Here is a 17,288-nt window from a genome sequence, read left to right as displayed (position 1 = left end):
CCGGAGCCGTCGGCTCCGGCACCCGACGGCGACCGCCCGGATCAGGTCGCCGCGACCGGTGCCTGCTCCTCCATGCCCCAGCCCGCGGCGGTGCGCATCACCGCCCGGGGGTCTACGCCACCGGTACGTGACGGCCGAGGAAGTCCAGCTGGTCGGTGATCGCGGCGTCGAAGTCGTCGCCGAGGTAGATGTCGAAGTGTCCGGTGTCGTAGTGCCGGATTTCCCCTCGCGGCGCTCGGGAGGCCATCCGCACGGTGGCGTCGGGCGGTGCGAGGTCGTCGTTGTCGGCGACGCAGAACAGGATCGGGCAGGCGACCTTGTGGGCGTCGCGTCCGGGTCGGGCGGCGGGGATGGTGAGTGCGACGCGGGCGGGGACGTCGTTGGGGTAGTCGGCCTCCTCGATCCCGGAGGCGGCCAGGAGCGCGAGCAGGCTCTGCATGTCCTCGACCGAGGACATGAGGCCGACCTGGCCGGAGCGGGCCCCGGCCTTGATCCGCACGGGTTCGCGGCCGCGCGCGTGCGCGAGGAGGTCCTTCACGCCCGTGGTGACCAGCTTCAGGGTCTCGCGGGCGGGGAGTTGGCGGACCGAGGCGATGCCGTCGAGGAACGGGCACTGGGCGATCGCGGCCGCGATCCGCGGGTCTCGGGCGGCGGTCGCGACGACGTGGCCGCCGGCGAAGGAGGTGCCCCAGACGACGACCTTGTCCGGGTCGGCCTCGGGCAGGGTGCGGGCGAACGCCACGGCCGCCTGCCAGTCCTGGCGCTGGCGGCGGATGCTGAGCAGCTCCCGCGGCTCGCCCTCGCTGTCGCCGAAGTGGCGGTAGTCGAAGACCAGACAGGCGTAGCCGGCGGCGGTGAACCGCTCGGCGTAGGCGGCCAGCCGGAGCGCCTTGACCGCGCCGAGGCCGTGCGCCATGACGATCACCGGGACACGCCGGGCCGGGGAGGTGCCGGCGGGGAGGTAGAGCCAGGCGTGGCACCGGTCGGTGCCAGAGGGGAACCGGACGTCACGGCGGGGCGGAGTGGTGTCCTCGGACACGGGCGGGCCTCCTGGTGATCGGGACGTGCGGCTCGGCGTGGGCGGACACCGAACGATCGCCGTTTCTTGTATGGCGTTCTAGAAGCTAGCCAGCTCTTGAACGCCGTGCAAGATAAGCTCGGTGTGTGCCGCGCAACCGTCGTCCTCGTGATCGCGAGGAGAAGTCCGCCGAGATCGTCGAGGCGGCCGCGGCGCTGTTCGCCGAGGTCGGGTTCGAGAAGGCCTCGATGGCCGCCGTGGCGCGGGGCGCCGGAGTCACCACCACGACGATCTACTGGTACTTCCAGGACAAGGAGGCGTTGCTGGTCGCGGTCCTCGACCACCTCCTCGTCGGGATGCTGGAAGGTCTGCAGGCCCAGGTCGCCGACTCGTGGACCGACCGGCTGCTCTGGGTGGTCGAACGTCTCCAGGAGCACAGCAAGCTCGTGACGGCCGTCCACGCCCTGTCGGCCACCTCGGCCACGGTGGCGACCTGGCACTCCGCGTTCCACGAGCTGACCGACGCGCTACTGGCCGCGGAGATCCGCGACGCCGGGGTCGACGCGGCGCAGGTTCCCGCGATGGCGCGGCTCGGGGTGTTCACGATCGAAGGGCTGTTGATGCACCCCCTGCCCCGCGAGGAACAGCGCGCCGTGCTGGAGCTGCTGTCGGTGGTGCGGTGATCAGCTCGAGCGCGGCGGGCCTCCTGATCTCCGGCGCCGTCACGACGGTGTCGGTCATTCCGGCGGTGGTGCATCTTCGTCCCGGTCGGGGTCGGGCGGGACGGCGCCTCGGTGCCGGAACACCAGCGTCGTGGTGGGTGCGGTCGGGTCGCCCTCGACGTGGGTCACCGTGATGTGCACTGCCCGCTCGGCGAGCAGCGGGGCGATCGCGGCCCGCAGGGCGGCGCTCGTCGTCAGGATCGAGTGCCCGGCGGCCAGCACGATGTCGACCTCGACGTGGCGCTCGTGGACGCGCAGGGCCGCTCGGGTGGTGGGGTGGCCGGACGGGGCGAGGCCGTCCCGGTGGTCGGCGAGGCAGGCCACACCGGGGACGGCGAGGGCGTGCAGACGCAGCAGGTCGAGGTCGGGGGCCATCGCGGCTCACCTCCGTCGTGGCGACGGCCGGGACCCGTGGCACGGGGGTCATGCCCGCGGGCGGGTCCGGCCTGCTCGGTGGATGTGTCCGTAGGACGACGGGCGAGACGGGTTCGTCATCCGCCGACCGCATGACGGGCGCCACGCCGCGGGACCGGATTCAGCCGACGTCCGCGGCCGTCACACCGGCCACTACGGGGCGACGACGACGAGGACGTCCTCGAGATCGCCGTCGTCGAACGCGGCTCGCCGTCGGCTGCGCTCAGCCGCGGCCGTCCTGGCGTCGTACGGGCCGTAGGAGTCGAGCTCGCCGGTCTGCGGATCGAAGGCGATCACCACGAAATGCTCGGCGGTGAAGAACGGGACGGACAGGTCGCACTGGTCCACGTCCCGCTGGAGCAGAGGCTCCAGCTCGGAAGGTCCCTCCACGTCGCTCGGCATCATGAACCTCCACTCCGCCACGGGTTCCGGTCTGCTCCGTTCGTCGATGCGGCGTCCGAGTTCCGTCGTCGCGACCATCACGCCGAAGGGTCACGGCAGGCGAGGACGGGCGGGACATCGACGGCTCACCTCCGGGTCGGCGGCGACCGGGACCGGCGGGACACGAGGTCATAGGTCGTGCCCGCGAGAAGGCCCGGCCGGATCGAACGGTTCACCAGGTGGGACGTCACCGGCGACGCATTCGTCATGCCCGGATCGCGTGATCGGTGCCACGGGACCACGACGGCAACGAGCCGTCGAGGCGCCACCACCTCCTGACCTGCTACGCTTACTTGCGTGTCAGATGACAAGTTAGTGAGAGATGACCCCGTGCCGGACACACCACTCGTCCTGGTCCACGGCAATCCCGAGTCCGCAGCCGTCTGGGGACCACTCATCGGTGAACTCGGACGGGCGGATGCCATCGCCCTGTCCCCGCCGGGATTCGGTGTCCCGGCGCCCCACGACTTCGACGGCTCGACCACGGCCTACCGCGACTGGCTGGCCTCTCAGCTCGAGCGCTTCCGCGCTCCGGTCGACCTGGTCGGTCACGACTGGGGTGGCATCCACGTCGCGGCGCTCGCCATGAGCCGTCCGGACCTGATCCGCAGCTGGGCCTCCGATGCCCTCGGGGTGTTCGCGCCCGACTACCAGTGGCATCCCCGGGCGCAGGTCTGGCAGGAGGAGGGCCCCGGAGAAGCTTCGGTGCAGGAGATCTGGGGAGGCGACCTGCAGCAACGGCTCGCGGTGACCTCTGCTCTCGGGATGACCGGGCGCATGGCGGAGCGGGTCGCGGCCGGTATGGACCCCGAGATGGGGCGTGCCGTCCTCACGCTCCTGCGCTCGGCGCGGCAACCGGCGATGGCCGACGCCGGACAGCTCCTCGGGAGCGCGTCGGCACGACCGGGCCTGGCTCTCATCGCCCTGGACGACGTCGACAGGGCCAGTGGCACGGTGGCGCAGCACGAGTGGGGGGCTCGGCAAGCCGGCGCCGGCACGGCGCATCTCGACGGTGTGGGGCATTGGTGGCCCGAGGAGTCGCCCGCACCGGTTGCCGCGGCGCTCCAGAACTTTTGGTCGGATCTGGGCGCCGGAGAGGAACGTTCTCCCGTGTCACTGGAGGGGTCATGACCCTGCGCGGCATCCATCACGTGAAGCTGCCCGTCAGCGATCTCGAGCGCCACGGGCCCGAGATCGCCCCCGCCATCGGCAACCCCTGGCTCTCCCGAGGCTGAGCCGCCCGGGAGCGGGACCCGCTCACCCGCGTGCGTCGCGTTTGCGGGTGCCCGCCGCGCGGAGGGCGTCGACCGCGGCGCGTTGGAGGGGCGAGAACCAGGTGGTGTCGCGGGAGAAGAGGCCGATGGTCTCGGTGAGCTCGGCGTCGCGGACCCGGACGGCCCGGAGCCGGCCCGCGGCGACGTCGTCGGCGACGCAGTAGAGCGGGGCGAAGCAGACCCAGTCGTTGTCGGCGACGGCCCGCTTGAGGGCCTCGGCATGGCCGAGACGGATCACGTACGAGGGCAGGGCCAGCCCGGCCGCCCGGAGCTGCCGGTCGAGGACGCGTTCGATCGCGACGCCGGCGGGGACGCCGACGAGCGGGAGTTCTCCGACGGCCGCGAGCGGGACGGCGTCCGCCGACGGCGGGCCACCGGGTGCGGCGCAGAGGACGATCGGTTCGTCCCAGAGCTTCTCGGCCCGGACCCCTGACGGCGGGACCTCGTCGAGCCAGGTGGTGACGGCGAAGTCGACCTCGCCATTCTCGACGCGGCGCATCGCGACGGCGGGCTCGCTGATCGAGATCGTGATGTCGGCGCCCGCGCGCTCCCGCCGGAGCTCGGTCATCAGCGGCGGGATCAGGTAGGTGCCGATGGCCATGCTCGTGGCCACCGCCAGCGAGCCGGCCGCGCCGGAGTTCAGGTCGTCGATGTCGCGCTGCACCTGGGCGCCTCCCGCGAGCACCTCGGTGGCCCAGACGTAGAGGCGTCGGCCGGCCTCGGTGAGCACGTTGCGGCGGCCCTCGCGGACGAACAGTGGTGCCCCGACCGCTTTCTCCAGCGACCGGATCTGCGCGGACACCCACGGCTGGGCCACCTGGAAGTGCTCGGCGGCCCGGGTCACCCCGCCCTCGTCGACCACGGCGCAGAACATCTCGAGCCGGCGCAGCTGCGACACCAGAGCCATACGAGAAAGCCTATCGGTACCGCCTGTATCTCGTCTTTGTGCTATGTGTCCTGCGTCTCTAGCGTTCTTCGCACCGGCATCGACGAGGAGCCTGCGATGAACCCGCTGTTCAACGACAACACCCTGAAGCTCGGCCTGTTCTGCACGAACGGCACCGGTGCGTCGCAGACCCTGGTGCCGGAGGCGCCCGACATGTCCTGGGACATGTCGCTGCGCACCGCCCGCGCCGCCGACCGCGCCGGCCTCGAGGCGGTCGTCCCCTTCGCGCGGTGGAAGGGCTACCCCGAGGGCCGCCCCGAGCACCGCTCGGGGCGCGTCATGGAGCCCTTCACCTGGGCCGCGGGCATCGCGGCCGCCACCGAGCGGATCGGGGTGTTCGCCACCTCGCACGCGCCGACGATGCACCCGATCGTCGCGGCGAAGCAGGCCGCGACCGTCGACCAGATCTCGGGTGGACGGTTCGCCCTCAACGTCGTCGGCGGCTGGAACCGGCCGGAGCTCGAGATGTTCGGCGCGCCGCTGCGCGAGCACGACGAGCGCTACGACCACCTCGCGGAGTGGCTCGAGGTGATCCGCCGGCTGTGGGCGGACACCGAGGAGTTCGACCTGCACGGGCGGTTCTTCGACGTGGTCGGCGGCGTCTCCCAGCCGAAGCCGGTACAGCCGACCATCCCGATCATGAACGCGGGCGGCTCGCCGCGGGGCATGCGGTTCGCGGCCGAGCACGCCGACCTCTGCTTCGTCATCGTGCACTCCGAGGACGAGGACGCGATCCGCCGTCAGGTCGAGGGCTACCAGCAGATGGCCCGGGAGGAGTTCGGTCGCGAGGTCCGGTTGTGGACCCACACCGTCGTCGTGCAGCGCGACACCCAGGCCGAGGCGGACACCTACCTGCGCCGGTTCTCGTCCGAGTTCGAGGACACCGAGAGCGTCGACGCGTGGATGCGGCTGCAGGGCGCGAACACCCAGGTGGTGCCGCCCGAGGTGATGGCCGCGATGCGCCAGCGCTTCGCCGCCGGCGCGGGCGGCTTCCCACTCGTCGGCACCGCGGAGCGGATCGCCGAGCGCCTCGAGATGCTCAGCGCCGCCGGGATCGACGGCGCCCTGCTCACCTGGGTCGACTACGACGCCGGGCTCGACGCCTTCACCGGCGACGTCCTGCCGCGCCTCGAGCGGGCCGGTCTGCGTCGCCCCGCCGTCGGCTCGGCGACGTCGGAGCCCCGGGTCGTGGCCGAGGCGGTGGCCGGATGAGACTCGCCCGCTTCCGCACCGGCACCGGCGCCCGAGGGTTCGGCGTCGTCGAGAGCGACGAGGTGGTGCGCCTCGACCACCGCGTCGCGACCTTCGAGGCCCTCCTCGCCGACCCCGTGGCCCCCCGTCCCGACGATCCGCGCCTGCCCCGCATCGACGTGGCCTGGGAGCCGCCGATGGGCGATCACCCCAAGGTCGTCTGCGTCGGGTTCAACTACGCCGCGCACGCCACGGAATCCGACCGCGGACCGGCGGAGCCGCCGGCGCGCCCGACCCTGTTCTCCCGCTTCGCCGACTCGCTGGTCGGCGCCGGGACCCCGGTGATCCGGCCGGCGGGGGAGGACACCCTGGACTGGGAGGGCGAGGTCGCCCTCGTCGTCGGGACGGCGGGGCGGCGCATCACCGCGACCGACGCGTGGGCGCACGTGGCCGGGGTGACGTGCATGGCCGAGAACAGCGTCCGTGACTGGCAGCTGCACTCGACCCAGGCGACCGCCGGGAAGAACTGGCACGGCTCCGGCGCCCTCGGTCCGTGGTTGACCACCGCCGACACGGTGGGCCCGGGCCCCCTGCGGGTCACCACGCGGCTCAACGGGGAAGTGGTCCAGGACGACACGACGGACCACCTGACCTTCGCCTTCGCCGACCTGATCGCCTACGTCAGCGCCTTCACCCCGCTGGCCCCGGGCGACGTGATCGCGACCGGCACGCCGCAGGGGATCGGGCTGCGGCGGGACCCCCCGCGGTTCCTGCGGCCCGGGGACGACCTGGAGGTCGAGGTCTCCGGCGTCGGCATCCTGCGCCACGGCGTGATCGACGAGAGCGTCGTCGCCGCTGCACCCGATCTCGCGGAGGTGACCTCGTGAGGTTCTTCGGCGAGTCCGACGTTCTCGCCGGGCCGACCGTGCCCGTGGTCGTCGACGCCCTCGAGGCGGTGCTCGCCCACGAGGCCCAGGGCACCGCCTGGAACGTCGACAAGACGATGAGCACCTGGCCCACCGAGGCCGGCCGGGCGAGCGCGCACGGGCTCGGCGCGGTCGACCTGACGGCCGGCCTGGCGATCTTCAAGACGTGGGTGAACACCCCGGCCGGCGCGAGTGCGCTCCTGACGATGTTCGACGCCACCGACGGCACCGCCCTCGGGGTCGCCGAGGCGGGCACGGCCGGAGCGTTGCGGACGGCCGCGATCAGCGGGGTCGCCACCCGGTACCTCGCCGACCCCGACGCCGACGAGCTCGCCCTGCTCGGCGCCGGCCGGCAGGCGCTGCGTCAGGTCGAGGCGATCGCCGCGGTCCGCCCGCTGCGCCGGGTCCGCCTCTGGAACCGCAGCACCGCCGGCGCACAGGCCCTCGCGGAACGGATCCGGGACGACCTGGGTCTGCCCGTCGAGGTCGCGGCGACCGTCGACGCCGCCACCCGCGACGCGCCGATCGTCACCACGATCACCCGCGCCGACGAGCCGTTCCTCGCGGCGCACCACCTCGCGGCCGGCGCTCACCTCAACGCCGTCGGGGCCATCCTCCCCACCCACGCCGAACTGGCCCCCGACGTCCTCGCCGCGTCCGCGCTGACCGTCGTCGACAGCGAGGCCAACGCCCGCCGCGGCTCGCGGGAGCTCCGCGAGCACCTCGGCGCCGACCCGGCTGCGGACTGGGGGAGCGTGCACGCCCTGGCCGAGCTCGTCGCCGGGAAGACCGTCCGACCACCGACACCCCGTCTCACCGTCTTCAAGGGAATGGGCATGGGCCTCTCCGACCTCGCCGTCGCCGACCTCCTCGTCGGAGGACAGCGATGAAGTTCCGCAGCGACCCGGCCCGCATCCGCGGCTCCCTCGCCCCCGTCATCACCCCCTTCGACGACGACGGCGCCCTCGACCTGGACTCCCTGCGCGGTCTCGTCCGCTGGCAGCTCGAGGCCGGGGCCCACGGCGTCTCCATCGGCGGCTCCACGGGCGAGCCCTCCGCGCAGTCGGTGGCCGAACGGATCGCCGCGATCCAGGCGGTGGCCGCCGAGGTCGACGACGCCGTGCCGTTCCTGCCCGGCACCGGCTCGGCCAAGCTCGACGAGACCCTCGAGATCACCGCGGCGGCGCAGGACGCCGGGGCCGACGCCGTCCTGGTCATCACGCCCTACTACGCGCGGCCCACCCAGGAGGCGCTCTACCGCTGGTTCGCGACCGTCGCCGGCGAGTTCCCCGACCTCCCGGTCGTGCTCTACAACGTGCCGTCGCGGACCGCGGTCGACGTGGCCCCCGAGACGGTCGCGCGGCTGTTCCGCGACTGCGACAACGTCGTCGGGATCAAGGAGACGACCAAGGACTTCGAGCACTTCTCCCGCGTGCTCCACCTCGGCGGCCGGGATCTCCTGGTGTGGTCCGGCATCGAGCTGCTCGGTCTGCCGCTGCTGGCCCTGGGCGGAGCCGGGTTCATCTCCGCGGTCAGCAACCTCGCTCCCGGCGCCGTCGCCCGCATGTACGGGGCGTGGGAGGCCGGCGACCACGAGACCGCCCGCGACCTGCACTACGCCCTGCATCCGCTGGTCGACCTGCTCTTCGTCGAGACCAACCCCGCCCCCGCGAAGTGGGTGCTGCACCAGCAGGGACGGATCGCCTCCGACCACGTGCGCGCCCCGCTGCTGCCCCTCACCGCCGACGCCCGACCCCGGGTCGAGGCGCTGCTCGCCCAGGGGGCTGCCCTCATCGACCGTCCAGGAGACCTGCCATGACCGCTACCGACCTCCCCCCGCTCGCGCTCGGGGGGCACGCCGTCGACACGACGGGGCAGGGCCCTGCCCGGCCCACCCCCTGGGCGCCGCTCCGGGTGACGGGCGCGGAGATCGCGGAGACCGTCGAGCACCTGTCCCGCGCCGCGCGCCCCGACGACGGCCGCCGCTGCGCGGCGCTGGTCCACCCCGAGTCGACCACCGGACGCAGCTTCTCACCCGGGGTCGAGGTCGTCGTCGAGGTCCTCCTGCCGGGCGAGAGCACGACCCCGATCCGTCGCAACTCCAGCCTCGTCCAGATCGGCGTCGAGGGCTCCGGCCTCGTGGAGGTGGGCGACACGTCACTGACGATGGACGCCCGCGACGTGGTGACCGTGCCCTCCATGCGGCCGCACCGCTTCGTCAACCACGGCGACCGGCGCTGGGTCCGCCTGTCCTACTCCAACGCGCCCCTGCTCGACTTCCTCGGCACCCACTTCCAGGAGGAACTCGACGCCGCGTGGGCGCCGGGCCTCCCGCTCGACGGCCCGATCGACATGGTCGAGACCGACGAGATCGCCGACCGCGGAAGCGCCCCCGATCACGAGATCTCCCCGACCGGTGCCCGCCTGCGCGGCTACGAGTACCTCGTCGACATCGAGCCGGTCCCCAACCACCCGCTGCACTGGCCCTACGAGGCCGCCCGCGCGCTCATGGCGCAGACCCTGGGCGACGGTCAGCGGACGATCATGGCGCTCTACAACAGCGCGACCGAGCGCAGGCAGGGAGCGACCAACTCGTTCTTCGTCACCCTGTCCCGGATCCCGGCCGGCCTGACCCCGCGCGCCGAGGGCCCCGGCCACCGCCACAGCTCGGTCGCGATCAACTACCACGTCGAGGGGACCGGCTACTCGGTCGTCGACGGTCAGCGCATCGACTTCGGCCCGGGCGACCTGCTGCTGTCGGCGCCGTCGTGGCGCGAGCACGCGCACTACCCCAGCGACTCCGGCCTGACCGTCTACACCGTCCAGGACCACCCCCAGCACATCGGCATGGAGTCGTTGATCTGGCAGGAGGACCTGAGCGGGCCGATCTTCGCGCTCGGGCTGGAGAAGGGCCAGACCGGCTACACCGCGCCCCGCAACTGGGACGACGAGTGAGGACCGTTCCCGACGACGGCGTGGGCATCGTCGACCTCGACCCCTACGCGCCGGAGCTCACCGAACCTGCCGTCTGGGACGTCTACGAGGCCGCCCGTGACGCAGGACCGGTGGTGCACTCACCCCGCCGCGGTGGCTTCTGGGTGGTGACCGGCTACGACGACGTCCGCGCCGTGCTGCGCGACGCGGCCACGTTCTCCTCCGCCTCCGGGCACCGCATTCCCACCGACGGCACGCAGCGCGCCGTCCCCATCGACTTCGACCCGCCGCTGCACACCGCATACCGCAAGCTCATGACCCCCGCACTCTCGCCGGCCCGGGTGCGCCGACTGACCCCGTTCCTCGAGGCCACCGTCGCCGACCTCGTCTCCGGCTTCGTCCGGCAGGGCGGCGGCGACTTCGTCCGCGACGTCGCCCTGCCGCTGCCCCTGGCCGTCCTCACCGAACTCGTCGGGTTCGCGCCGGCCACCGTCGAGCGGTTCCGCGACGTCACCGAACGGATGTGGTCGGGCCTCGACACCGACGGTGAAGCGGTCGACTTCGTCGCCGCCCGCCAGGAGGTCTACGACCTCATGGCCCACGAGCTCGACTCCCATCGAGCCCACCCCGCCGACGACTTCGTCTCCTCCCTGCTCACCGCCGAGGTCGACGGTCGGGCGCTCGAGGAGGACGAGCGCATCAGCATGCTGGCCACCTTCGCGGTGGCCGGGCACGAGACGACGATGAACGCCGCCGGCACACTGGTCCACCTGCTGGTCGCCCACCAGGAACACCAGCAGCACCTCCGGGCCGACCCCCGACGCGCGCAGTCCTACGTCGAGGAGATGCTGCGCCACCGCAGCCCCGCCCAGAACTTCGCCCGGCGGGCGACCTGCCCGGTCACCCTCGGCGGCCGGTCCGTCGAGGAGGGCGACGCGGTCCTGCTCTCCCTCGCCGCTGCCAACCGGGATCCGGGCCGCTTCCCCGAGCCCGAGCGCTTCGACCCCGGCCGCGACGCCCGGGGACACCTCGGGTTCGGCTGGGGCATCCACCAGTGCCCCGGTGGGGTCCTCGCCCGCACCGAGCTGACGATCCTGCTGCAGACACTCTGCGCCCACCCGCCCCTGCACCTGGCCGGTGAGGTCACCTGGAGCGGACTCAACGGCGGCAACCACCTCGGCCCGACCAGCCTGCCCGTGCGCTTCGGGTCGTCAGCGGACCACCGGAACGACGGCGCCCGCTCGGAGCGCCGACACGACGACATCGACACTGCCCGGGAGGACACGGGATGACGACCGCTCTCGATCTCGACGACCCCGCCTTCCTCACCGGCGACCGCTCCGCGGCCTACCGGACCCTGCGGGACGAGGCGCCCGTGCTCCGGACGGGAGAGCCCGGCGAGGAGACCTGGCTGCTGTCCCGCCACGAGGACGTGCAGGCCGCGCTGCGGGCCACCTCCGCGCGGATGCAGCCGCCCGGCCAGGACGCTCCGCCGTGGATGCCCGACGGCCCGGCACGCCGGCGACTGCGCGCCAACATGATCCAGACCGACCGGCCCGTGCATGCCCGGTTGCGCGGGGTGGTCGGGCCACTGTTCACCGCGCGCCGGTCCGACCGCCTGCGCGCGGCGGCGGCCTGCGAGGTCGCTGCCGAGCTCGACGGCCTGGCTGACGGGGCCGAGGTCGACGCCGTGGCCCTGGCCGCCCGGGTTCCGCGAGGAGTGCTGCGCCTGCTCATCGGCATGCCGGACGAGGACTGGGCCATGATGCTCAGCACCCAGATCGACTTCCTGATGATCTTTTCGCCGTTCCCGCTGCCGCCCGACCACCAGGCGCGCCTCGACGAGGTGTCGCAGTTCTACCTCGACTACTTCGACGGACTCCTCGGTCGCCTCGCCGACCCGCCCGAGCTCGTCCGGCGTCTCCTGGCCGCGGAGGAGAACGGCGAACTCTCCCGGGACGAGGTGCTCTCGCTGATGCACACCGTCCTCGACGCCGGGTTCGAGACGACCCGGACGTCGATCTCCAACCTCGTCGAGCTCCTCGCCACCGTCCCGGGTCTGATGGACGCGGTCCGTCACGACGAGAGCCGCATCCCGGGGCTGGTCGAGGAGACCCTGCGGATGCGCGCCCCGGTTCAGATGAACACCCGCATCCTCGTCGAGGAGCTGACGGCGAGCGACGGCACGGTTCTCCCGGCGGGTGCGCGTCTCCTGGCCGTGATCGGGGCCGCCAACCTCGACGAGCGGGTGTTCCCCGATCCCGGCGTGGCCGACCCGATGCGCGAGAACGCCGCCCGGCACCTCTCGTTCGGCGGCGGACTGCACCACTGCCTCGGCGCGCCGCTGGCGCGCGTCCAGCTGCAGGAGACCGCGGCCGCCCTCGTCCGACGCTTCCAGCGGATCGAGCTGGCCGGGGCACCTGACCGGCACCCGTCGCTCATCTTCCCCTCCCTGTCCACGCTGCCGGTGCGCATGCACGCCTGACGTCGCCGACGATCAGGGCCGGCAGGCGTGAGGGCGTCGTTTGGTCCGGGAGCGGCGGGGGAACGGCGGGTGCGTCCGGTCGCGCGGCGCGGCCACCCACGCGGAGGAGCGCCCGATGACGGAGCGGCCCGAGGACGCCCGGCGACGACCGTGGCCGGTGCGGGCCTACGCGACGGCGACGACCCGCGGCTGGTGGGCGGTCCTCGCGCTCGTCGTCGTCGGGGTGTGGCTCGCCGTGACGCAGCTGCCGTCGCTCGCCTCGGTCGGTGGCGACGGCGGCGTGTCGTTCGTCGGCGAGGACGCCCCGGCGGTGGAGGCGCAGGCGCGGGCGCTGCAGATCTTCGGGCTGCCCGTCCTCACCCGGATCGCGGTGGTGCAGCGCGACCCGGCCGGGCTGGCGCCCGACGCGGTCGACCGGGCGGTCCGCCGTGCTCTCGACGCCTCGCGGTCCGCTCTCGCCGGTCGTCCGACCCCGCCCCTGCTCTTCGCGCTGCCGCTCGTCGACGGGGTCCCGGCGAGTCTGCCCGCCGGCATCGCGCCGGACTCGGAGGCGGAGGGCCGGGCTTTCGACGCCGTACCCGCGCCCGGAACCCGTGGGCCCACGACGGTCGTGACGTACCTGTTCACCGATCCGACCGCGAACCCGTACGTCCAGCAGCAGGTGGCGCGGGACTACGCCGCGCGGATCGACCGTCCCGACGACCACCTCTCGGGGGTCAGCGGGCTCATCCCGTTCCAGCTCGAGCAGGGCAACGTGGTCAACCGGCACCTCACAGCCGTGGAGATCGCGTCGGTACTGGCCGTCGCGCTCGTCGTCGCGGTGGTGTTCCGGTCGTTCGCGGCCCCGCTCGTCACGCTGGTGACCGCCGGTGCCTCCTACCTGGTCGCCGACCGGGTGGTGGGGCTCGCAGCCGAGTTGTCGGGCGTCAGTGCGCCCGGCCAGCTGCAACCGGTCCTCGTCGCGCTGACCCTCGGTGTCAGCACCGACTACTCGATCCTCTTCCTGTCGGGGCAGCGGGCGCGGTTGCGCCGCGCGGAGGGTGGCCCCGACGCGGCCCGGGGCGCCACCGAGGACTACCTCGCGATCGTGCTGGTCGCGGGGGTGACCGTGGTGGCGGGGGTCGCGGCCCTCTCCGCCGCCGAGACCTCGGTGTTCCGGGCCTTCGGACCCGGTCTCGCGCTCACCGTCGCGACCACGCTGATCGTGTCGGTCCTGCTGGTGCCGGCCCTCATGGGGCTCTTCGGCCGCGCGATGTTCTGGCCCGGCCTCCGGCGACACGCCCCGGGCGGACCGGCGGAACCACGCAGCAGGTTCGTCGAGCTGCTGCGTCGGCGCCCCGGGGTCGCCCCCGCGACCGTCGTGCTGGTCGTGGTCGTCCTGGCGCTGGCCACGGTGCCGCTCGTCGGCCTGCGGGGGTCGGTCTCGCCGATGCGGTCGCTCCCGGCGGACAACCCGATCCGGACCGCCTGGGAGGACGCCGCGGCCGGCTTCGCCCCCGGGATCCTCTCGCCGACCCAGCTGGTGCTCACCGGTCCCGGGCTCGCCGACCGCCGCGCACAGCTGGTGGCCTTCCAGCAGGAACTGCTCGCGGCACCCGGCGTGGCCGGGGTCATCGGACCCGGGACCGTCGACCTCCGACGCCCCGACGCCCCGTTCTCGGTGTTCACCGCGGCCGACGGCGATGCCGCGCGCGTCCTCGTCGTCCTGGACGCCGACCCGGTCGGGGCCCAGGCGATCTCCGATCTCCGCGAGCTGCAGCAACGGCTCCCGACGATGCTCGCCGGCGCCGGACTGACGGGGGTCGGGGTCGCGACGGCGGGGGACACCGCGATCGGCCTCGGGCTCGTGGGCAGCGCCCGCGGGGACCTGGTGCGGGTCGCGCTCGTGGTCGCCCTCGTCGATCTCCTGCTGCTCGTGCTGTTCCTGCGTGCCCTGGTGGCGCCGCTCTACCTGCTGCTCTGCAGCGCCCTCGTGGTCGGCGCCTCGCTCGGCCTGACGACGCTGCTGTTCGGCCAGAGCAGCGGCCTGATCTTCTTCGTGCCGTTCGCGGTCGGCGCCCTGCTCGCCTCCCTCGGCTCGGACTACGCCGTGTTCGGGATCGGTGACGTCTGGGCCGAGGCCCGGTCCCGCCCGCTCGGGGAGGCCCTGTCCGTCGCGGTGCCGCGGTCCAACACCGCGATCGGTGCCGCCGGGGTGACGCTGGCCGCGAGCTTCGGGCTGGTGGCGATCGTCCCGCTCGACTCCTTCCGCCAGCTGGCCTTCGCCATGGCCTTCGGGGTCCTGCTGGACACCTTCGTCGTCCGGAAGTTCCTCATCCCCGCGTTCATCACCTGGGTCGGCCCGGCGAGCGCCTGGCCGAGCCACCGTCTCCGGCCCGACCGGGTGGCGCCGACCCCGTGACCCGAGGGATCGGCGCGGCTGCGCCCGCTCCCTTCCTACCCGTCGCCGGACGGTCGCGAGTTGCTCCCGGCGGATCGACCACGACGCTCCCGATGACGGAGTCTCCCGGCGTCCGACCGACCCCTGCGGCCCGACGTCCGAGGGCCCCGACGGTTCGAGAGCGAGCGTGCCGGCCCTGATGGACCCCGACGACGATCTGACCTGCCTGCCGCGCGAACCCGCGCCCGACCGGGCGCCGGGACCGAGGGTCGCGACGCCGGGATCGATGCTCGACGACCTCGTCGATCGTGCGGGCATCGCCAGGAACTCCGCGATCCTCCTGGGGGAGCGGGCCGGCCGAGCCCGGCGGAGCAGCGCCCTCGCCCTCGGTCGGTCGTGTGGGGTACCTCAGCGGTAGGGCCTCCCGCCGTCAGCGGCGGCACCCGTCGTCGAAGGCCGTGAGGTGATCGGCGAGTGCGTCCGGCTGCTCCTCGGGCACGAGGTGGCCGCAGCCGGGGACGGACACGTGCGTGACGTCGTCGGCGATCCCGTCGAGCTGTTGCCCGACGGCCGACCCCCGTTCCGGCTGCCGGCCCGCCGTCCGGGACGGTGATGTTTGGGTGCTTCGGATCAGGGACACTCGTTGCGTTGGTGGAGGCCGACCGGCGCGCCACCCTGGTCGACTCCACGGCCACATCCCGGACACGGGCTGCAGCGTCTTCGGGCTGTCGGCCCGGTGGCTCCGTTCCCCATGTGCGTCCTCGATCGCCGGGCCTCGGCGCGGGGCTGATCGCAGCGCATGCCGCTTCGGTCCTGCCTTGCTGGTACACGCCGCACGCGTGCTGCCGACCGTGTCGTGTCTGCTCGAAGAGAGGGACGGTGCGTCATGGCGGCCCCGGACGGACTCGTGGCGGCGCTGCGCCGCGCATCCCAGGAGATCACGGCCAAGCGCAGCATCCGGGACCTGCACGACACCCTGGTCCAGATCGTGCGCTCGGCGGTGCAGACGATCCCGCACGTGGACGCCGGAGGTATCTCGCTGACCGAGGACGGGATCATCACCTCCCGCGGTCCGCACCCCGTCGTCATCAGCACCCTGGACCAGCTGCAGACCGAGCTGCACGAAGGTCCCTGCATCACCGCGATCGACGACCCGCCCGCGGACGGCACGGTCCTGGCCAACGACCTCGGTGGGGCGGACGCCGCACGCTGGCCGCGCTTCGCGCCCCGCGCGGTCGAGGCCGGCTTCCGCTCGATCCTGTCGATCCAGCTGACCGCCGACCAGCACATGCGCGCGGCCCTGAACCTCTACGCCACCGACCCCGGCGTCTTCGACGAGGAATCCCGGCAGGTGGCCGGGCTGTTCGGGGTGCAGGCCGCGATGCTGCTCTACGGCAGCCGGCAGGCCACGTTCCTGCAGCGTGCGGTCGACAGCCGCGATGTCATCGGGCAGGCCAAGGGCATTCTCATGGAACGGTTCACCGTCGACGACGACGAGGCGTTCCAGATGCTCGTGCGCTCCTCGCAGGACACCAACCTCAAGCTCATCGAGGTGGCCGAGTGGCTGCGCGCCGAGGCCGTCGAGCGCCGCCGCCACCGCGGCACGGGCCCCGACGAGTGACTGACCCGGGACAGACGGCTGCCCCGAACGTAAGCTGGGTCACGGTCCAGCTGGGGCGCCGTACCCTGATCGCAACGCCGAGGACGAGACGAGGTGGTCCCCTGTGGGCTCCGAGGACGACCGACCGGGCCGACAGGCCACGGTCGATGCGCTGTTCTGGTCCCTGGTCGAGGCGACGCAGGCCGACGCCGACCAGCAGCTCATCGAGGAGATCGAGCTCGGCTTCTCCCCGCGACCGCCGCGCGCGCCGGTCGTGACCGCTGAACAGGAACGGCTCCTGCGGGAAGGCCTCTGCAGTCCCGACGAACCCGACGACCTGAGCTGAGCCTCGGAACTGCTGATCATCAGCAGGCCGGAGGGCTCGCGGAGCGGTAGTTTCTCCCTCCCGCGACCCGAAGGAGTGTCCCGATGTTTCTCGGTCTGGCCCTACGAGCAGTCGGCCCCGCACTGCGCGCGATCGGCCTCGTCCTGAGGGCCGGTACGTACGTCGCCGCCCCGGTCGCGGCGGTCCTCGCCTGGGGCGCGATCGAGAACGGGCTCGACCGCAAGGGCGCTCCCCGGGAGGTCGGCCGGGGCGTCCACTGAGCGCCCCCGTCGCGCCCTGACCACCCACGGTCGGGGCGCGGACGTCCGCTCAGGTCGAGGAGTCGATGTCGTCGAGCCATCCGACGAACGTCCGACCGGTCAATCCGTGCGCAGCGGTGAGCAGCGCGCGCAGTCGGCGGACCAGGATCCCGGCCGAGTCGGGATCGACCGCCGAGGCGTCGAGGGTCCGGCAGATGGCCGTGACGTCGCCGAGGTCGCCGGCCCCGAGCCCTTCCGCCTGCAGTGACTCGAGATTGGCCAGGACCGAGCGCGCGATGACGCGGGCGTGCTCGCTGCGGTTGGGGTCACTCATGCTGCGCCCCGCTCGTGGCCGGAGTCGCGGAACCGGTG

19 protein-coding genes are annotated in these 17,288 nt (G+C 73.1%); 13 read left to right on the top strand and 6 right to left on the bottom strand.

From position 1 onward, the window contains the following. Window positions 1-112 precede the first annotated feature (112 nt). Window positions 113-1,039, bottom strand: a complete 927-nt coding sequence (locus BJ983_RS17885) for an alpha/beta fold hydrolase (RefSeq protein WP_179795034.1) — start codon at window positions 1,037-1,039, stop codon at window positions 113-115. A 125-nt stretch (window positions 1,040-1,164) separates the two neighbouring features. On the opposite strand from BJ983_RS17885, the gene BJ983_RS17880 reads away from it, so the two are divergent. Continuing rightward, the gene (locus BJ983_RS17880) at window positions 1,165-1,701 is read left to right on the top strand and encodes a TetR family transcriptional regulator (RefSeq protein ID WP_179795033.1); all 537 of its coding nucleotides are present in this window, start codon (window positions 1,165-1,167) and stop codon (window positions 1,699-1,701) included. A gap of 54 nt (window positions 1,702-1,755) precedes the next feature. Here BJ983_RS17880 and BJ983_RS17875 read toward each other — a convergent pair whose 3' ends face one another. After that, on the bottom strand, window positions 1,756-2,115 hold the full coding sequence (locus tag BJ983_RS17875; protein WP_179795032.1) for a hypothetical protein: 360 nt from the start codon (window positions 2,113-2,115) through the stop codon (window positions 1,756-1,758). Window positions 2,116-2,307: 192 nt separating this feature from the next. Continuing rightward, entirely contained in the window at window positions 2,308-2,544 is a 237-nt protein-coding gene (locus BJ983_RS17870; protein ID WP_179795031.1) for a hypothetical protein, read from the bottom strand. 348 nt (window positions 2,545-2,892) lie between these two features. Here BJ983_RS17870 and BJ983_RS17865 point away from each other — a divergent pair, with 348 nt between their 5' ends. After that, window positions 2,893-3,726 carry an alpha/beta fold hydrolase gene (locus tag BJ983_RS17865; RefSeq protein WP_343054237.1) on the top strand — a complete coding sequence of 278 codons (834 nt, stop codon included), beginning with the start codon at window positions 2,893-2,895 and terminating at the stop codon, window positions 3,724-3,726. Between the two features lie 126 nt (window positions 3,727-3,852). Here BJ983_RS17865 and BJ983_RS17860 read toward each other — a convergent pair whose 3' ends face one another. Then, on the bottom strand, window positions 3,853-4,776 hold the full coding sequence (locus tag BJ983_RS17860; RefSeq protein WP_179795030.1) for a LysR family transcriptional regulator: 924 nt from the start codon (window positions 4,774-4,776) through the stop codon (window positions 3,853-3,855). Between the two features lie 96 nt (window positions 4,777-4,872). On the opposite strand from BJ983_RS17860, the gene BJ983_RS17855 reads away from it, so the two are divergent. The 8 genes from BJ983_RS17855 to BJ983_RS17820 all read left to right on the top strand — a co-directional run bounded on the left by BJ983_RS17855 (window position 4,873) and on the right by BJ983_RS17820 (window position 14,752). Continuing rightward, window positions 4,873-6,027, top strand: a complete 1,155-nt coding sequence (locus tag BJ983_RS17855; RefSeq protein ID WP_179795029.1) for an LLM class flavin-dependent oxidoreductase — start codon at window positions 4,873-4,875, stop codon at window positions 6,025-6,027. Beyond that, window positions 6,024-6,893, top strand: a complete 870-nt coding sequence (locus BJ983_RS17850) for a fumarylacetoacetate hydrolase family protein (RefSeq protein WP_179795028.1) — start codon at window positions 6,024-6,026, stop codon at window positions 6,891-6,893. The genes BJ983_RS17855 and BJ983_RS17850 overlap by 4 nt, the downstream gene beginning before the upstream one ends. After that, on the top strand, window positions 6,890-7,822 hold the full coding sequence (locus tag BJ983_RS17845) for an ornithine cyclodeaminase family protein (protein WP_179795027.1): 933 nt from the start codon (window positions 6,890-6,892) through the stop codon (window positions 7,820-7,822). The genes BJ983_RS17850 and BJ983_RS17845 overlap by 4 nt, the downstream gene beginning before the upstream one ends. After that, complete coding sequence (gene dapA, locus BJ983_RS17840) at window positions 7,819-8,751, top strand: 4-hydroxy-tetrahydrodipicolinate synthase (protein ID WP_179795026.1); 933 nt, start codon at window positions 7,819-7,821, stop codon at window positions 8,749-8,751. The genes BJ983_RS17845 and dapA overlap by 4 nt, the downstream gene beginning before the upstream one ends. Then, on the top strand, window positions 8,748-9,887 hold the full coding sequence (locus BJ983_RS17835; protein WP_179795025.1) for a cupin domain-containing protein: 1,140 nt from the start codon (window positions 8,748-8,750) through the stop codon (window positions 9,885-9,887). The genes dapA and BJ983_RS17835 overlap by 4 nt, the downstream gene beginning before the upstream one ends. After that, entirely contained in the window at window positions 9,884-11,158 is a 1,275-nt protein-coding gene (locus BJ983_RS32410; RefSeq protein WP_179795024.1) for a cytochrome P450, read from the top strand. Before BJ983_RS17835 ends, BJ983_RS32410 begins: the two co-directional genes overlap by 4 nt. Next, window positions 11,155-12,351, top strand: coding sequence for a cytochrome P450 (locus tag BJ983_RS17825; protein ID WP_179795023.1), 1,197 nt, complete (start codon window positions 11,155-11,157; stop codon window positions 12,349-12,351). The genes BJ983_RS32410 and BJ983_RS17825 overlap by 4 nt, the downstream gene beginning before the upstream one ends. A gap of 115 nt (window positions 12,352-12,466) precedes the next feature. Further along, on the top strand, window positions 12,467-14,752 hold the full coding sequence (locus BJ983_RS17820; protein ID WP_179795022.1) for an MMPL family transporter: 2,286 nt from the start codon (window positions 12,467-12,469) through the stop codon (window positions 14,750-14,752). Window positions 14,753-15,161: 409 nt separating this feature from the next. On the opposite strand, the gene BJ983_RS17815 is transcribed toward BJ983_RS17820, so the two are convergent. After that, window positions 15,162-15,371 carry an alpha/beta fold hydrolase gene (locus tag BJ983_RS17815; RefSeq protein WP_179795021.1) on the bottom strand — a complete coding sequence of 70 codons (210 nt, stop codon included), beginning with the start codon at window positions 15,369-15,371 and terminating at the stop codon, window positions 15,162-15,164. A 246-nt stretch (window positions 15,372-15,617) separates the two neighbouring features. Between BJ983_RS17815 and BJ983_RS17810 the strand changes: the two genes are divergently transcribed. From BJ983_RS17810 to BJ983_RS17800, 3 genes are all read left to right on the top strand, one after another. Continuing rightward, window positions 15,618-16,352 (top strand): GAF and ANTAR domain-containing protein, encoded by a 735-nt coding sequence (locus BJ983_RS17810; RefSeq protein ID WP_179795020.1) that lies wholly within the window; start codon window positions 15,618-15,620, stop codon window positions 16,350-16,352. Window positions 16,353-16,455: 103 nt separating this feature from the next. After that, window positions 16,456-16,677, top strand: a complete 222-nt coding sequence (locus BJ983_RS17805) for a hypothetical protein (protein ID WP_179795019.1) — start codon at window positions 16,456-16,458, stop codon at window positions 16,675-16,677. 83 nt (window positions 16,678-16,760) lie between these two features. Beyond that, window positions 16,761-16,937, top strand: a complete 177-nt coding sequence (locus tag BJ983_RS17800) for a hypothetical protein (RefSeq protein ID WP_179795018.1) — start codon at window positions 16,761-16,763, stop codon at window positions 16,935-16,937. A 49-nt stretch (window positions 16,938-16,986) separates the two neighbouring features. On the opposite strand, the gene BJ983_RS17795 is transcribed toward BJ983_RS17800, so the two are convergent. Next, the gene (locus tag BJ983_RS17795; protein WP_179795017.1) at window positions 16,987-17,250 is read right to left on the bottom strand and encodes a hypothetical protein; all 264 of its coding nucleotides are present in this window, start codon (window positions 17,248-17,250) and stop codon (window positions 16,987-16,989) included. Window positions 17,251-17,288 lie beyond the last annotated feature (38 nt).

The sequence above is a fragment of the Actinomycetospora corticicola genome, from assembly GCF_013409505.1.
Classification (GTDB): Bacteria; Actinomycetota; Actinomycetes; order Mycobacteriales; family Pseudonocardiaceae; genus Actinomycetospora; species Actinomycetospora corticicola.
The sequence above is the reverse complement of the archived record's forward strand: the minus strand, read 5'-3'. Positions and strand labels throughout refer to the sequence as shown.

Bases quoted from the DNA above. Each gene is read 5' to 3' on its own strand.
- BJ983_RS17875 (WP_179795032.1), bottom strand. From the start codon at position 2,115: ATGGCCCCCGACCTCGACCTGCTGCGTCTGCACGCCCTCGCCGTCCCC.
- BJ983_RS17860 (WP_179795030.1), bottom strand. From the start codon at position 4,776: ATGGCTCTGGTGTCGCAGCTGCGCCGGCTCGAGATGTTCTGCGCCGTG.
- BJ983_RS17855 (WP_179795029.1), top strand. From the start codon at position 4,873: ATGAACCCGCTGTTCAACGACAACACCCTGAAGCTCGGCCTGTTCTGC.
- BJ983_RS17850 (WP_179795028.1), top strand. From the start codon at position 6,024: ATGAGACTCGCCCGCTTCCGCACCGGCACCGGCGCCCGAGGGTTCGGC.
- dapA (WP_179795026.1), top strand. From the start codon at position 7,819: ATGAAGTTCCGCAGCGACCCGGCCCGCATCCGCGGCTCCCTCGCCCCC.
- BJ983_RS17835 (WP_179795025.1), top strand. From the start codon at position 8,748: ATGACCGCTACCGACCTCCCCCCGCTCGCGCTCGGGGGGCACGCCGTC.
- BJ983_RS17825 (WP_179795023.1), top strand. From the start codon at position 11,155: ATGACGACCGCTCTCGATCTCGACGACCCCGCCTTCCTCACCGGCGAC.
- BJ983_RS17820 (WP_179795022.1), top strand. From the start codon at position 12,467: ATGACGGAGCGGCCCGAGGACGCCCGGCGACGACCGTGGCCGGTGCGG.
- BJ983_RS17810 (WP_179795020.1), top strand. From the start codon at position 15,618: ATGGCGGCCCCGGACGGACTCGTGGCGGCGCTGCGCCGCGCATCCCAG.
- BJ983_RS17800 (WP_179795018.1), top strand. From the start codon at position 16,761: ATGTTTCTCGGTCTGGCCCTACGAGCAGTCGGCCCCGCACTGCGCGCG.
- BJ983_RS17795 (WP_179795017.1), bottom strand. From the start codon at position 17,250: ATGAGTGACCCCAACCGCAGCGAGCACGCCCGCGTCATCGCGCGCTCG.